The sequence below is a fragment of the Paraburkholderia sp. JPY419 genome, assembly GCF_050435705.1.
GTDB classification, from domain to species: domain Bacteria; phylum Pseudomonadota; class Gammaproteobacteria; order Burkholderiales; family Burkholderiaceae; genus Paraburkholderia; species Paraburkholderia youngii.
In genome coordinates, this window is record NZ_JBNDKV010000002.1 from 2695655 (window position 1) to 2709332 (window position 13678).

Sequence of the window (13678 nt, forward strand, 5' to 3'; positions counted from 1 at the left end):
GGTTGACAGCCGCATCGAACAAAATTTTTCGACGCGTCTGCTAGCGTTCGGACTTTCGTACTCGCCGCGCAAAAACGGCTTATGCAAAGGTCTTTAAGGCTGAATGCCGGATAGCTTCGGCGGCATCTGCGTCGAATAACGCGTGGACTTGTACGGCGGTTGACGTGAATTGCGCGGAAATTTTTGTCGTCCTCACACACGATCGAACTGCATCACGCAGGCTCGCGCGAGCTCATTTGTTTCACGCATTTGGGGCTTGCGTTTCACGCATTGTTTTGTGTGCTGCTACAACGAGTTAGCGTTGATTGTCACGGCCGTGAAACGTGTTTCCAGTGAGCACGTGCAGGCTGATTCGCGTTCAGGCGACGCCATCCCACGGCGCGTTCGCTCGCAACTCGATGCTCTCACCGGGTTGTAGTCCGAGTGAAAAAATGTCAAGCGCACCGATGCCGACGCGCACGAGACGCAGCGTCGGAAAACCGACCGCGGCGGTCATACGACGCACCTGACGGTTCTTGCCTTCTGTGATCGACAGTTCGATCCAAGTGGTCGGGATCGCAGCGCGATAGCGGATCGGCGGCGTGCGCGTCCATAGCGAGCCAGACGGTTCGACATAGCTCGCCTGACATGGGCGTGTCACGTAATCGCCGAGATCGACGCCGCGTGCGAGCCGTTTCAACGCGGCGTCGTCGACCGCGCCTTCGACTTGCGCCCAATAGCGTTTGACGAGCTTGTGACGCGGCTCCGCAATGCGCGCCTGCAGCGCGCCGTCGTCGGTGAGCAGCAGCAGGCCTTCGCTATCCGAGTCGAGGCGGCCGGCCGGATAGACACCCGGTACCTTGACCCAGTCTGCAAGCGACGCGCGCGTCTCATGTGGCGAAAATTGACAGATGGTGCCGAATGGCTTGTTGAGGGCGAGAAGGCGCATAGGAGAGCAAGACGGCAGAGCGGTACGGCGCGATGATAATGCATAAATCGGCAGGCGGATTCTTGTATCTTATAGAGGAGCGTGGTGCGGTTGAGGGGTCGTCGATGTTGGAAAACACGGAGCCCGCGGCGGCCGCGACGTGCCTGGGGCGTGGGCTAGAATAGCGGCCAGGCCGCTCGCGGCGGTTCGGCATTGCGTGGCGAGCGTATCTCTTTCGCAGTCTCCCATCAGCTTTTGCACGGCTTTCACTGGAGTCCGATCATGCCGTATCAGCACATCAAGGTTCCGGCAAGTGGCGATAAGATCACCGTCAACGCCGACTTCTCGCTCAACGTTTCTAACGAGCCGATCATCCCGTACATCGAAGGCGACGGTACCGGTGTGGACATCACGCCGGTCATGCTCAAGGTCGTCGATGCGGCGGTCGAAAAGGCGTACGGCGGCAAGAAGAAAATCCACTGGATGGAAATCTACGCGGGCGAGAAGGCGACCCGGGTGTACGGCCCCGACGTATGGCTGCCGGACGAAACGCTGCAGGCGGTCAAGGAATACATCGTATCGATCAAGGGGCCGCTCACCACGCCGGTCGGCGGCGGCATCCGCTCGCTGAACGTCGCGTTGCGCCAGGAACTGGACCTCTACGTGTGCCTGCGTCCGGTGCAGTATTTCAAGGGCGTGCCGTCGCCGGTGCGTGAGCCCGAGAAGACCAACATGGTGATCTTCCGCGAGAACTCGGAAGACATTTACGCCGGCATCGAATGGCCGGCCGAATCCGAACAGGCGAAGAAGATCATCAGGTTCCTGCGCGAAGAAATGGGCGTGAAGAAGATCCGCTTCCCGGATTCGTCGGGCATCGGCATCAAGCCGGTGTCGCGCGAAGGGACCGAACGTCTGGTGCGCAAGGCGATCCAGTATGCGATCGACAATGAACGCCGCTCGGTGACGCTGGTGCACAAGGGCAACATCATGAAGTACACCGAAGGCGCGTTTCGCGACTACGGCTACGCGCTCGCGCAGAAAGAGTTCAACGCGGAACTGATCGACGACGGTCCGTGGATGAAAGTCAGGAATCCGAAGACCGGCGGCGACGTCGTCGTGAAGGACGTGATCGCCGACGCGTTCCTGCAGCAGATCCTGCTGCGCCCGGCCGAATACGACGTGATCGCCACGCTGAACCTGAACGGCGACTACATCTCCGACGCGCTCGCCGCGCAGGTTGGCGGCATCGGTATCGCGCCGGGCGCGAATATGTCGGATTCGGTTGCGATGTTCGAGGCGACTCATGGCACGGCGCCGAAATACGCGGGCAAGGACTACGTGAATCCCGGCTCGGAAATCCTGTCGGCGGAAATGATGCTGCGCCACCTGGGCTGGTTCGAGGCGGCGGATCGGATAATCAGCTCGATGGAAAAATCGATCCTGCAAAAGCGCGTGACTTACGATTTTGCCCGTCTGATGGAAGGCGCGACCCAGGTGTCGTGTTCCGCATTTGGCCAAGTGATGATCGAAAATATGTAATTGATGCGCCGGATTATCCAGTTTGCATAAAAACCCCGGCGCCAGCAAACGGCCGGGGTATTTTTATACCCGGGATTTTCGCGCGATTTTCCGACGGGAAAATCCGCTGCAACAGAAAGCCACCGCAAAAAAGAAACCCGGCACGAAGCCGGGTTTCAAAAAGGACGGATAACGAACCGCCGCAGAGCCGCCTCAGGCAGGAGTCTGAATGTTCGATGCCTGTTTGCCTTTCGGGCCTTGCACAACCTCGAAGGTGACCTTCTGACCTTCCTTCAGGGTTTTGAACCCGTTCATCTGGATGGCCGAGAAGTGTGCAAACAGATCCTCGCCACCCTCATCAGGCGTGATGAATCCGAAACCTTTGGCGTCGTTGAACCATTTGACCGTACCAGTTGCCATTTCCAACTTCCCCTGTAACTCATGTCACTACCACGAGCCCTCGAAAAGCCACGACTGCGCGAGGCAGTCGTCCCCTCCTCACAAGCTCACCATCGGCATTTTTTCGAAATTATGGCTTAGTGAAAAAAGTGCCAGCTTGATTGTTGGGGCTCTTTATTCGAGTGTCAAGAAAATTTTGAGACGTCGTTGTCGCGTTGCAAACAGGCCGCTTTCCAGGGTTTTTACCGCTTCCGTATGTGCGGTGGCGCAAGCGGCGTGGCTTGAAAAGTCGCATAATCGACTCACATGCTGACTGTGCCCGCGGCGCCGACGCCCAGCGCGGCGAGCGCTCGCAGCCTGTACCGGCAGGTTGTGCGATACTCGATCCGACCGCGGTGCAGCACGCACCGTGCATGACAGGATGGGGGCCGGCACCGCAATCGGCCCGTCGAACACGCGAGAGGCCGGGCCGATCATGACAGAGTCGTGACCGCCGGGCGGCAGCGAACGGGCTCATCGGCCGGGCGGCCGGGTTTTGACAGGATTGCGGGCCTGTCCTAGTTGTTTAGAATGGGTGTATGGCGATTATCCCGGACAAGCAGGACGGCACCGTACTGGAACGGCAGGAGCAGAAACTCAAGCCGCCGTCCATGTACAAGGTGGTGCTGCTGAATGACGACTTCACGCCGATGGAATTTGTCGTGATGATCGTGCAGGAATATTTCAATAAGGATCGTGAAACCGCAACGCAGGTCATGTTGAAGGTGCATCGCGAGGGCAGGGGAGTTTGTGGGGTCTATACGCGGGACATCGCGTCGACCAAAGTCGAGCAAGTCGTTACCCACGCACGGCAGGCCGGGCATCCGCTGCAGTGTGTGATGGAGGAAGCATGATTGCCCAGGAACTGGAAGTCAGCCTGCATATGGCGTTCATGGAAGCGCGCCAGGCACGGCACGAGTTCATAACGGTCGAACATCTTTTGCTCGCGCTGTTGGATAACCCGACGGCGGCAGAGGTACTGCGCGCATGCGCGGCCAATATCGAGGATCTGCGTCAGAACCTGCGCAACTTCATTCATGACAACACGCCGACCGTGCCGGGCACGGACGACGTCGACACGCAGCCCACGCTCGGTTTCCAGCGTGTGATCCAGCGCGCGATCATGCATGTGCAGTCCACCTCGAACGGCAAGAAGGAAGTGACCGGCGCGAACGTGCTGGTCGCGATCTTCGGCGAGAAGGATTCGCACGCGGTGTACTACCTGCAGCAGCAGGGCGTCACGCGTCTGGACGTGGTCAATTTCATCTCGCACGGCATCGCCAAGACGAGCAGTTCGGACGCCGCGAAAGCGAGCGACGCGAATGCCGAGTCCGACGAAGCCGCCGCGCAGAAGGAAACGCCGCTCGCCCAGTTCACGCAGAACCTGAACCAGATGGCGAAGGACGGCCGCATCGATCCGCTGATCGGGCGCGAGTCGGAAGTCGAGCGTGTGGTGCAGGTGCTGTGCCGCCGGCGCAAGAACAATCCGCTGCTGGTCGGTGAGGCCGGTGTCGGCAAGACCGCGATCGCCGAAGGGCTCGCATGGCGCATCACGCGCGGCGAAGTGCCGGATATCCTCGCGGATGCCCAGGTGTATTCGCTCGACATGGGCGCGTTGCTCGCTGGCACCAAGTACCGCGGCGACTTCGAGCAGCGTCTGAAGACGGTGCTGAAGGAACTGAAGGAGCGTCCGCACGCGATTCTGTTCATCGACGAAATTCATACGCTGATCGGCGCGGGCGCCGCGTCCGGCGGCACGCTGGATGCGTCGAACCTGCTGAAGCCGGCGCTCTCGTCGGGCACGCTGAAGTGCATCGGCGCGACCACCTTCACCGAATATCGCGGCATCTTCGAAAAGGACGCGGCGCTGTCGCGTCGTTTCCAGAAGGTCGACGTGACCGAGCCGACCGTCGAGCAGACGGTGGCGATCCTGCGCGGACTGAAGTCGCGTTTCGAGGAGCACCACGGCGTCAAGTATTCGTCGGGTGCGCTGTCGGCGGCGGCTGAGCTGTCGGCGCGCTTCATCACCGATCGTCATTTGCCGGACAAGGCGATCGACGTGATCGACGAAGCGGGCGCGGCGCAGCGCATTCTGCCGAAGTCGAAGCAGAAGAAGACCATCGGCAAGAATGAGATCGAGGAAATCATCTCGAAGATCGCGCGCGTGCCGGCGCAAAGCGTGTCGCAGGACGATCGCAGCAAGCTGCAGACGCTCGACCGCGACCTGAAGAGCGTCGTGTTCGGCCAGGACCCGGCCATCGACGCGCTGTCGGCGGCGATCAAGATGGCGCGAGCGGGCCTCGGCAAGCTCGACAAGCCGATCGGCGCGTTCCTGTTCTCCGGTCCGACCGGTGTCGGCAAGACCGAGGTCGCGAAGCAGCTCGCGTTCACGCTCGGCATCGAGCTGATCCGCTTCGACATGTCGGAGTACATGGAGCGTCACGCGGTGAGCCGGCTGATCGGCGCGCCGCCGGGCTACGTCGGTTTCGACCAGGGCGGCCTGCTGACCGAGGCGATCACGAAGAAGCCGCACTGCGTGCTGCTGCTCGACGAAATCGAGAAGGCGCACCCGGATATCTTCAACGTGCTGCTGCAGGTGATGGACCACGGCACGCTGACGGACAACAACGGCCGCAAGGCGGACTTCCGCAACGTCATCATCATCATGACGACGAACGCGGGCGCCGAGGCGATGGGCAAGGCAGTGATCGGCTTCACGAATCGCCGCGAGGCGGGCGACGAGATGGTCGACATCAAGCGCATGTTCACGCCGGAGTTCCGCAACCGTCTGGACGCGACGATCAGCTTCCGTGCGCTCGATGAGGAAATCATCATGCGCGTGGTCGACAAGTTCCTGATGCAGCTGGAAGATCAGCTGCACGAGAAGAAGGTCGATGCGCTGTTCACCGATGCGCTGCGCAAGCATCTGGCGAAGCACGGTTTCGATCCGTTGATGGGCGCGCGGCCAATGCAGCGCCTGATCCAGGACACGATCCGTCGCGCGCTCGCCGACGAGCTGCTGTTCGGCAAGCTGATGAACGGCGGCCGCGTGACGGTCGACGTCGATGCGGACGACAAGGTGCAGTTGACCTTCGACGAGCATCCGGCGCCGCGTAATCCGAATCCTGAGGCGGTGGAAGTCGAGTGATGTCAGTCAGGCCGGCACTGAGTCAAGCTGGCCAGACGCCAAAAACAGAACGGCGCGGGTTTTTATCCCGCGCCGTTTTTTTATGCTCTGATCTTCTGCTCGCGGCGCGCGCGCTGAACGCCGCAGCCGCCGCGTCGCAGCAATCGATCAATGCTTGCCGGTGCTGCCAAACCCGCCCGCGCCGCGCGCGCTTTCCTCGAAGTCCTCGACGATGTTGAACCTGGCCTGCACGACCGGCACGATCACCAGTTGCGCGAGGCGTTCCATCGGGTTCAGCACGAACGTCGTCTCGCCGCGATTCCACGTCGAAATCATCAGTTGGCCCTGGTAGTCGGAATCGATCAGGCCGACCAGATTGCCGAGCACGATCCCATGCTTGTGGCCCAGACCCGAGCGCGGCAGAATCAGCGCCGCATAGCCGGGGTCGCCGACGTGGATCGCGAGTCCGGTCGGCACCAGCGCGGTTTCGCCGGGTTTCAGCGTCAGCGGTTCGTCGAGGCAGGCGCGCAGATCGAGGCCGGCGCTACCGGTCGTCGCGTAAGCGGGGAGCTGTTCGCGCATGCGCTGATCGAGAATCTTCAGGTCGAGTTTCATTCAGGTTCGATAGTGGGGGTGGGTTTGGTGAAGGGGCACACGGCTGACTGGCAAAACCTCTGAGATCAAGCCGCCTGGTTCGAGCCGAGCTGAAATGCGTCAGCGAGCAGTTCGTAGGAGCGCAAACGCGCGCGATAGCTGCCCGCGACGGTCAGCACCATCAGCTCGTCGGCCTGGAACTGCTGCCGCAACTCCGTAAGCCGCTCGGTCACGCGCTCAGGCGTGCCGATGATGCTGCGTGGTTTTTCGCGATCGATCACGAGCTGTTCGCGCTCGCCATATTCCTGCGCGATGCCTTGCTCGATCGACGGAATCGGTTCGTTCAGACCATACGCCATCTGCACGCGACGTAGATCGACGGCTTTTTCGAGGTCCGCGGCTTCCTGCTCGGTATCCGCGCAGATCACGAAGACCGCGGCCGCCAGATACGGCTGCGACGCCTCGTTGCCAGGCTGGAAGCGCTGGCGATACGCCAGCGCGACTTGCTTGCCGAAATGCGCGTTGATGAAATGCGCGAACGAGAAGCGGATGCCGAGCTGCGCCGCGAGCAGACCGCCGAATTCGCTCGAGCCGAGCACCCACAGTTGCGGGCGCGTATCGACTTGCGGCTGCAGCAGCACACCCTGCGCGAGATGATCGTCGGGCAGCGCGCCGTGCATGAGGCCGAGCAGCTCGGCGACCTGCTGCGGAAAAATCTCGCCGCGATTGTAAGCGCCGGCCGCGACCGCCTGCGCGGTGCGCATGTCGCCGCCCGGCGCGCGTCCGACGCCGAGATCGACGCGGTTCGGAAATAGCGCCTCGAGCATCATGAACTGCTCGGCGACTTTGAACGGGCTGTAGTACGGCAGCATGATGCCGCCCGAGCCGATGCGAATGCGTTTGGTCACGCTGCCGAGGCGCGCCAGCATCACTTCAGGGCATGGGTTCGACACGCCCCGCAGGCCGTGGTGCTCGGCGCACCAATAGCGCGTGTAGCCGAGGTCGTCGGCGAGCTGCGCGAGTTCGATGGTCGCGGCGATCGCGTCCGCAACCGAATGGCCGGCGATCACCGGTGTTTGATCGAGCACGGAGAGTAGCGTCATGGCAGTAGTGCTCCAGATGGTTCCGGTCGGCTAGCCGGGCAAAGGCGGGAGAGCCACAGGGGCCCACCGCCGCTCGCTCGTTCAGCCAACCGGACTGATGCCAGCCGGCACACGCTTCGCGATTTCCGCGATCAGCGCGCGCGCCAGCGTCTGCTTGTCGGCGCGTGGCAGCTTCGTCGCGCGGCCTGCTTCGAACAGAACCACTTCATTGTCGTCGAGCCCGAACGTTTGCGGCCCCAGATTGCCGATCAGCAGCGGCACGTTCTTGCGCGCGCGCTTTTCCTCGCCGTGGACTTCGAGATTGTCGCTTTCGGCGGCGAAGCCGACCGCGAAAGGCGGCTTCGGCAGCCGGGCGACCGCCGCGAGGATGTCCGGATTTTCGACGAATGAAAAGCTCGGCAGCGTGCGCTCGGCGGTCTTCTTGATCTTCTGATCGCTGACGTGGTCGACGCGCCAGTCGGCCACCGCCGCGACGCCGATAAAGATGTCCGCTTGGGCGACCGCGCGCATCACCGCGTCGTGCATCTGCTGCGCGGTCTGCACGTCCTCGCGCAATACGCCCCACGGCGTTTCCAGCGCGACCGGACCAGCCACCAGATGCACGTCGGCGCCGGCCTGCTGCGCGGCGCGCGCGAGCGCGAAGCCCATCTTGCCGCTCGAGCGATTGGTGATGCCGCCGCACCGGGTCGAGCGGTTCGAAGGTCGGCCCGGCGGTCAAGAGCACACGGCGGCCGGACAGGATCTTCGGCGCGAAGAACGACGCGATCGCCTCGTAGGTCGCGGCCGCTTCGAGCATGCGGCCATCGCCGATCTCCCCGCAGGCCTGCGGGCCCGAATCGGGGCCGAGCACTTCGACGCCGTCCGCGCGCAATTGCGCGACGTTGCGTTGCGTGGCCGGGTTTTGCCACATCTGCCGGTTCATCGCCGGCACGACGAGCAGCGGGCAGTCGCGCGCGATGCACAGAGTCGACAGCAGATCGTCGGCCATGCCGTGCGCGAGCTTGGCGAGGAAGTCGGTCGACGCCGGCGCGATCACGATCGCATCGGCTTCGCGCGACAGATCAATGTGCGCCATGTTGTTCGGCACGCGAGCGTCCCACTGGCTCGTGTAGACCGGCCGGCCCGACAGCGCCTGCATCGTGATGGGGGTGATGAACTGCGTGGCCGCATCGGTCATGACGACCTGCACGGTCGCGCCTGCCTTGGTCAGCAGACGCGTGAGTTCGGCGATCTTGTAGCAGGCGATGCCGCCCGTCATGCCGAGGACGAGGTGTTTGCCTGCGAGTTCAGCGGTTGCCAACGAAAGCCTCCGACAAAGCGTGATCGCGAGGCGGCGCGAGGGCGTTGCCCGTCGCCGTCGCCGCGCGTTTCAAACCGGACGTGAGGCGCGGCTCTCGCAACCGCGGCCGTGCCTCACGTCGGCGACGTTAGCGTGTGCCGCGTACCCGCCGCAACTCGTCGATCACGAGCAGGATCGCACCGATCGTGATCGCGCTGTCGGCGAGATTGAACGCCGGCCAGTGCCAGCCGCCCACGTGGAAGTCGAGGAAGTCGATCACGTGGCCGTACGCGAGCCGGTCGATCACATTGCCGAGCGCGCCGCCGAGAATCAGCGCGAGCGCCGTGCAGAACATTTTCTGCCCGCTATGCCGCTTGAGCAGGTAGCAGATCACGAGCGCCGCGACCACGCCGAGCGCGGTGAACGCCCAGCGCTGCCAGCCGCCCGCCATCGCCAGGAAGCTGAACGCGGCGCCGCGGTTGAACACGAGAATCAGGTTGAAGAACGGCGTAACTTCGTGCGGCACACCGTAGGCGAACACTTTGCGCACCGCGATTTTCGTCAGCTGGTCGAACAGGATGACGATCAGCGCGATGCCGAGCCAGGGTGCGAGCGAGCCGCTCGCGGTGGACGTTTTCGACATGGTTCTCGCCATTATGCCGCGCTCCTCGTTTCGCCACTGCCGAACAGATTGCTGAAGCAGCGGCCGCACAGCGACGGATGCTCGGCATTCGCGCCGACGTCCGCGCGATAGTGCCAGCAGCGTTCGCACTTCAGGTACTTCGAGGCGATCACTTCGACACCTTCGTCCGCTTCGCTATCGACCTTGACGACGGTTGCCGCCGACGTGATCAGTACGAACTTCAGGTCGTCGCCGAGGCTCGCGAGCGCGTCGTAACGCGCGCCGCTCGCGCGGATTTCGACTTCCGCCTGGAGCGACGAGCCGATCAGGTTCGCGACCCGCGCCTCTTCGAGCGCCTTGGTCACGTCGCCGCGGACCGCGCGCAGCAGGGTCCACTTGTCGAGCAGCGCGCCCGCGTCCGGCACGGCCGGGTACGCGTGGTAAGTCTCGGTGAAGATCGTTTCGCTGTCCGGCTGGAACACCTTCCACGCTTCTTCCGCGGTAAACGACAGGAACGGCGCCATCACGCGCAGCAGGCCGTGTGCGATGTGATAGAGCGCGGTCTGCGCCGAGCGGCGCGCGACCGAATCCGCCGCGGTCGTGTACAGGCGGTCCTTCAGCACGTCGAGGTAGAAGCCGCCCAGGTCTTCCGAGCAGAACGTCTGCAGCTTGGCGACGACCGGGTGGAAGTCGTACTTCTCGTAGTGCGAGAGGATGTCGTTCTGCAGGTTCGCCGACAGCGCCACCGCGTAACGGTCGATCTCGAGCCAGTCTTCGACCGGACGCGCATGCTGCGCGAAGTCGAAGTCCGACAGGTTCGCGAGCAGGAAGCGCAGCGTATTGCGGATACGGCGATAGCCTTCCGTGACGCGCTTCAGGATTTCCTCGGAGATCGCGAGTTCGCCCGAGTAGTCGGTCGACGCGATCCACAGGCGGATGATTTCCGCGCCGAGGCGGTTCGCGACTTCATGCGGATCGATGCCGTTGCCGAGCGACTTGCTCATCTTGCGGCCTTCGCCGTCGACGGTGAAGCCGTGGGTGAGCAGCGCGTTGTAGGGCGGGCGGCCATCGAGCATCGAGGCGGTCAACAGCGACGAATGGAACCAGCCGCGATGCTGGTCCGAGCCTTCGAGGTACAGGTCGGCCGGGAACTGCAGCTCGTCCTTGTGCGAGCCGCGCAGCACGTGCCAGTGCGTGGTGCCCGAGTCGAACCACACGTCGAGCGTGTCGCGGTTCTTTTCGTACAGGTTGGCGTCGTCGCCGATCAGCTCACGCGGATCGAGCGTCTGCCATGCCTCGATGCCTTCCCTCTCGACACGCTGCGCGACCTGTTCGAGCAACTCCAGCGTGCGCGGATGCAGCTCGCCGGTTTCCTTGTGCACGAAGAACGCCATCGGCACGCCCCACTGGCGCTGGCGCGACAGCGTCCAGTCCGGGCGGTTCGCGATCATGCTGAAGAGGCGCTGCTTGCCCCACGACGGATAGAACGCCGTGTTCTCGATGCCTTCGAGCGCGGTCTCGCGCAGCGTCTTGTCGCCGTCGTTCGGCTTCACGTCCATGCCGGCGAACCACTGCGAAGTGGCGCGGTAGATGATCGGCGTCTTGTGGCGCCAGCAGTGCATGTAGCTGTGCGTGTACTTTTCGGTGCGCAGCAGCGCGCCGGCGCCTTGCAGCGCCTCGACGATCTGCGGATTCGCCGCCCAGATCGACAGGCCGCCGAACAGTGCGAGCGATTCGATGTAGCGGCCGTCGCCCATCACCGGGTTGATGATGTCCGAGTCGGCCATGCCGTGCGACTTGCACGACACGAAGTCTTCCACGCCGTACGCGGGCGACGAGTGCACGATGCCGGTGCCGGTTTCGGTCGTCACGTAGTCGCCGAGATAGACCGGCGCGGTGCGCTTGTAGCCCGGATGCGCGGACGCGAGCGGATGGTTGAAGCGCAGGTTCACGAGCTTTTCGCCCGGCGTCGTCGCGACGACCGTGCCTTCGAGGCCGTACAGCTTCAGGCAGGCCTCGACGCGTTCCTCGGCGAGGATCAGCAGGCCGCGCGGCGTGTCGACGAGCGCGTAGACGATTTCCGGGTGCAGGTTCAGCGCCTGGTTGGCGGGAATGGTCCACGGCGTGGTGGTCCAGATCACGATGCCGCCTTCGTTGCGCGGCAGCGCGGCAAGGCCGAACGCCTGCGCGGTCTTCTCCGGTTCGGCGAAGCTGAATAGCACGTCGATGGTCGGATCGGTCTTGTCCTTGTACTCGACTTCCGCTTCAGCGAGCGCCGAGCCGCAGTCGAAACACCAGTTGACCGGCTTCAGGCCGCGGAACACGTAGCCCTTTTCCATGATTTTCGCGAGCGCGCGGATTTCGCCGGCTTCGTTCGCGAAGTTCATCGTCTTGTACGGATTGTCCCAGTCGCCGAGCACGCCGAGGCGGCGGAAGCCGGCCTTCTGCTTCTCGATCTGCTCGGTCGCGTAGGCGCGCGCCTTCTGCATCACTTCGGCCGCCGGCAGCGACTTGCCGAACTGCTTTTCGATCTGGATTTCGATCGGCATGCCGTGGCAGTCCCAGCCCGGCACGTAGACCGCGTCGAAGCCCGCGAGATTGCGCGCCTTGACGATCATGTCTTTCAGGATCTTGTTCACCGCGTGGCCGAGGTGGATGTCGCCGTTCGCATACGGCGGCCCGTCGTGCAGGATGAACTTCGTGCGGCCCTTGGAGGCGGCGCGGATCTTGTCGTACACCTTGCGTTCCTGCCAGTCCTTGACCCATTGCGGCTCGCGCTTGGGCAAGTCGCCGCGCATCGGAAACGGCGTGTCGAGCAGGTTGACCGGGTAGCGGGACTGCGGTTTCGAATCGGCTTTCTTGTTGCTCATGATGTGGGTGGCGGTGAATTCGTTTCTATGCGTAGCGGCGCGCGGATTGCGCGCTGCGCGAGGAGCGGGGCGCGCCCGGCAGGCGGCTCCGCGTGAAGCCCGGATGCCCTTCGATGCGCGGCGACGGTTCGTGCGGCGCGGCGCGCCGGCCCGAACCGCGGCGGTTATCTAATTCGGTCGGTGGCCGAGGTGGCGAAACCGGTGGAACGGCTGCCCGGCGTGCCGGCACCGACCGCGGCGAACCATGCGCGCGCATTGGCGACGTCGCGCGCGATCGCGGCGGTCAGCGTTTCGAGGTCGATGAACTTCTCCTCGTCGCGCAGCTTCTTCAGAAATTCGACGCGCACGAGTTTGCCATACGCGTCGCCGTGCCAATCGAGCAGGTGCACTTCCAGCAGCACGCGGCCGGAATCGTCGACGGTGGGGCGCAGGCCGAGGCTCGCGACGCCCGGCAGCGGGTGCTCGGCGATGCCGTGCACCTGCACGACGAAGATGCCGGCCAGAGCCGGACGCTTGTGCGTGATCGGCAGATTAAGCGTCGGAAAGCCGAGATCGCGGCCGAGCTTCATGCCATGCGTAACGTGGCCGCTGATCAGATAGTCGCGGCCGAGCGCGGCGCGCGCCGAGTCGAGGTCGCCCGCGACCAGCGCCGCGCGCACGCCCGAGCTCGAGATGCGCGCGCCCGACGGATCGGCGACCGTCGCCATCTGTTCGACCTCGAAGCCGTAATGCTTGCCGGCTTCGCGCAGCGACGCGAAATCGCCGGCCCGCTTCGCGCCGTAGCGGAAGTCGTCGCCGATCATGATCCAGCGCGCGTGCAAGCCGTTGACGATGATCCGCTCGACGAACGCATCTGGCGACTGGCTCGCGAACGTGTGATTGAAGTGCTCGACGACGACCCGGTCGACTCCGTTGGTGCGCAGCGCCTCGAGCTTGTCGCGCAGCATCGCGATGCGCGGCGGCGCGCCGGCCGGGTTGAAGAACTCGCGCGGGTGCGGCTCGAAGGTCATCACGCAGACGGGCAGGCCGCGCGCGTTGGCGGCCGCGCGCACGTGCGCGAGCAGAGCCTGGTGGCCGCGGTGGACACCGTCGAAGTTGCCGATGGTCAGCGCGCACGGCGCGCGGCTCTCGGCATTGGGAAGACCGCGGAAGACTCTCACGATAGCGGGTTGCAGCGGTTGCTGCGATTGCAATAGGGACGCGGGAAGGGTGCCGCAAAA

The 13678-nt window shown here is 63.7% G+C and carries 10 protein-coding genes and 1 pseudogene; 3 read left to right on the top strand and 8 right to left on the bottom strand.

Annotation, left to right across the window (positions count from 1 at the left end; genetic code table 11):
* Positions 1 to 358: 358 nt before the first annotated feature.
* On the bottom strand, positions 359 to 928 hold the full coding sequence (locus tag QFZ91_RS18565; RefSeq protein WP_176385372.1) for a pseudouridine synthase: 570 nt from the start codon (positions 926 to 928) through the stop codon (positions 359 to 361).
* Between the two features lie 261 nt (positions 929 to 1189).
* Here QFZ91_RS18565 and icd point away from each other — a divergent pair, with 261 nt between their 5' ends.
* Positions 1190 to 2446, top strand: a complete 1257-nt coding sequence (gene icd / locus QFZ91_RS18570; protein ID WP_429568025.1) for an NADP-dependent isocitrate dehydrogenase — start codon at positions 1190 to 1192, stop codon at positions 2444 to 2446.
* A 192-nt stretch (positions 2447 to 2638) separates the two neighbouring features.
* Here the strand turns inward: icd and cspD are convergent, their stop codons facing one another.
* Complete coding sequence (cspD, locus tag QFZ91_RS18575; RefSeq protein WP_176105238.1) at positions 2639 to 2845, bottom strand: cold shock domain-containing protein CspD; 207 nt, start codon at positions 2843 to 2845, stop codon at positions 2639 to 2641.
* A 557-nt stretch (positions 2846 to 3402) separates the two neighbouring features.
* Here cspD and clpS point away from each other — a divergent pair.
* Together clpS and clpA are read left to right on the top strand one after the other, a co-directional pair.
* Positions 3403 to 3717: an ATP-dependent Clp protease adapter ClpS gene (clpS, locus tag QFZ91_RS18580; RefSeq protein WP_008919570.1), complete on the top strand. Its 315-nt coding sequence runs from the start codon at positions 3403 to 3405 to the stop codon at positions 3715 to 3717.
* Positions 3714 to 6011, top strand: a complete 2298-nt coding sequence (gene clpA, locus QFZ91_RS18585) for an ATP-dependent Clp protease ATP-binding subunit ClpA (RefSeq protein ID WP_176105239.1) — start codon at positions 3714 to 3716, stop codon at positions 6009 to 6011. Before clpS ends, clpA begins: the two co-directional genes overlap by 4 nt.
* Before the next feature lie 147 nt (positions 6012 to 6158).
* Here clpA and dut read toward each other — a convergent pair whose 3' ends face one another.
* The 6 genes and pseudogenes from dut to QFZ91_RS18615 all read right to left on the bottom strand — a co-directional run bounded on the left by dut (position 6159) and on the right by QFZ91_RS18615 (position 13618).
* Complete coding sequence (dut, locus tag QFZ91_RS18590; RefSeq protein WP_429568026.1) at positions 6159 to 6605, bottom strand: dUTP diphosphatase; 447 nt, start codon at positions 6603 to 6605, stop codon at positions 6159 to 6161.
* A gap of 65 nt (positions 6606 to 6670) precedes the next feature.
* A complete protein-coding gene (locus tag QFZ91_RS18595) occupies positions 6671 to 7687 on the bottom strand; it encodes an LLM class flavin-dependent oxidoreductase (protein WP_429568027.1) in 1017 nt (338 codons plus the stop codon).
* 81 nt (positions 7688 to 7768) lie between these two features.
* Positions 7769 to 8987 (bottom strand): annotated as a pseudogene (coaBC, locus tag QFZ91_RS18600) (bifunctional phosphopantothenoylcysteine decarboxylase/phosphopantothenate--cysteine ligase CoaBC).
* Positions 8988 to 9114: 127 nt separating this feature from the next.
* Positions 9115 to 9621: a signal peptidase II gene (gene lspA, locus QFZ91_RS18605; protein WP_013090301.1), complete on the bottom strand. Its 507-nt coding sequence runs from the start codon at positions 9619 to 9621 to the stop codon at positions 9115 to 9117.
* Positions 9621 to 12458, bottom strand: coding sequence for an isoleucine--tRNA ligase (gene ileS, locus QFZ91_RS18610; RefSeq protein WP_429568028.1), 2838 nt, complete (start codon positions 12456 to 12458; stop codon positions 9621 to 9623). The genes lspA and ileS overlap by 1 nt, the downstream gene beginning before the upstream one ends.
* A gap of 164 nt (positions 12459 to 12622) precedes the next feature.
* Positions 12623 to 13618 (bottom strand): bifunctional riboflavin kinase/FAD synthetase, encoded by a 996-nt coding sequence (locus QFZ91_RS18615; protein WP_429568029.1) that lies wholly within the window; start codon positions 13616 to 13618, stop codon positions 12623 to 12625.
* Positions 13619 to 13678: the final 60 nt, after the last annotated feature.

What these genes read in the sequence shown, in the direction of transcription:
- QFZ91_RS18565 (WP_176385372.1), bottom strand. Translation starts at nt 928, where the DNA reads ATGCGCCTTCTCGCCCTCAACAAGCCATTCGGCACCATCTGTCAATTT.
- QFZ91_RS18595 (WP_429568027.1), bottom strand. Translation starts at nt 7,687, where the DNA reads ATGACGCTACTCTCCGTGCTCGATCAAACACCGGTGATCGCCGGCCAT.
- clpS (WP_008919570.1), top strand. Translation starts at nt 3,403, where the DNA reads ATGGCGATTATCCCGGACAAGCAGGACGGCACCGTACTGGAACGGCAG.
- lspA (WP_013090301.1), bottom strand. Translation starts at nt 9,621, where the DNA reads ATGGCGAGAACCATGTCGAAAACGTCCACCGCGAGCGGCTCGCTCGCA.
- cspD (WP_176105238.1), bottom strand. Translation starts at nt 2,845, where the DNA reads ATGGCAACTGGTACGGTCAAATGGTTCAACGACGCCAAAGGTTTCGGA.
- icd (WP_429568025.1), top strand. Translation starts at nt 1,190, where the DNA reads ATGCCGTATCAGCACATCAAGGTTCCGGCAAGTGGCGATAAGATCACC.
- ileS (WP_429568028.1), bottom strand. Translation starts at nt 12,458, where the DNA reads ATGAGCAACAAGAAAGCCGATTCGAAACCGCAGTCCCGCTACCCGGTC.
- dut (WP_429568026.1), bottom strand. Translation starts at nt 6,605, where the DNA reads ATGAAACTCGACCTGAAGATTCTCGATCAGCGCATGCGCGAACAGCTC.
- clpA (WP_176105239.1), top strand. Translation starts at nt 3,714, where the DNA reads ATGATTGCCCAGGAACTGGAAGTCAGCCTGCATATGGCGTTCATGGAA.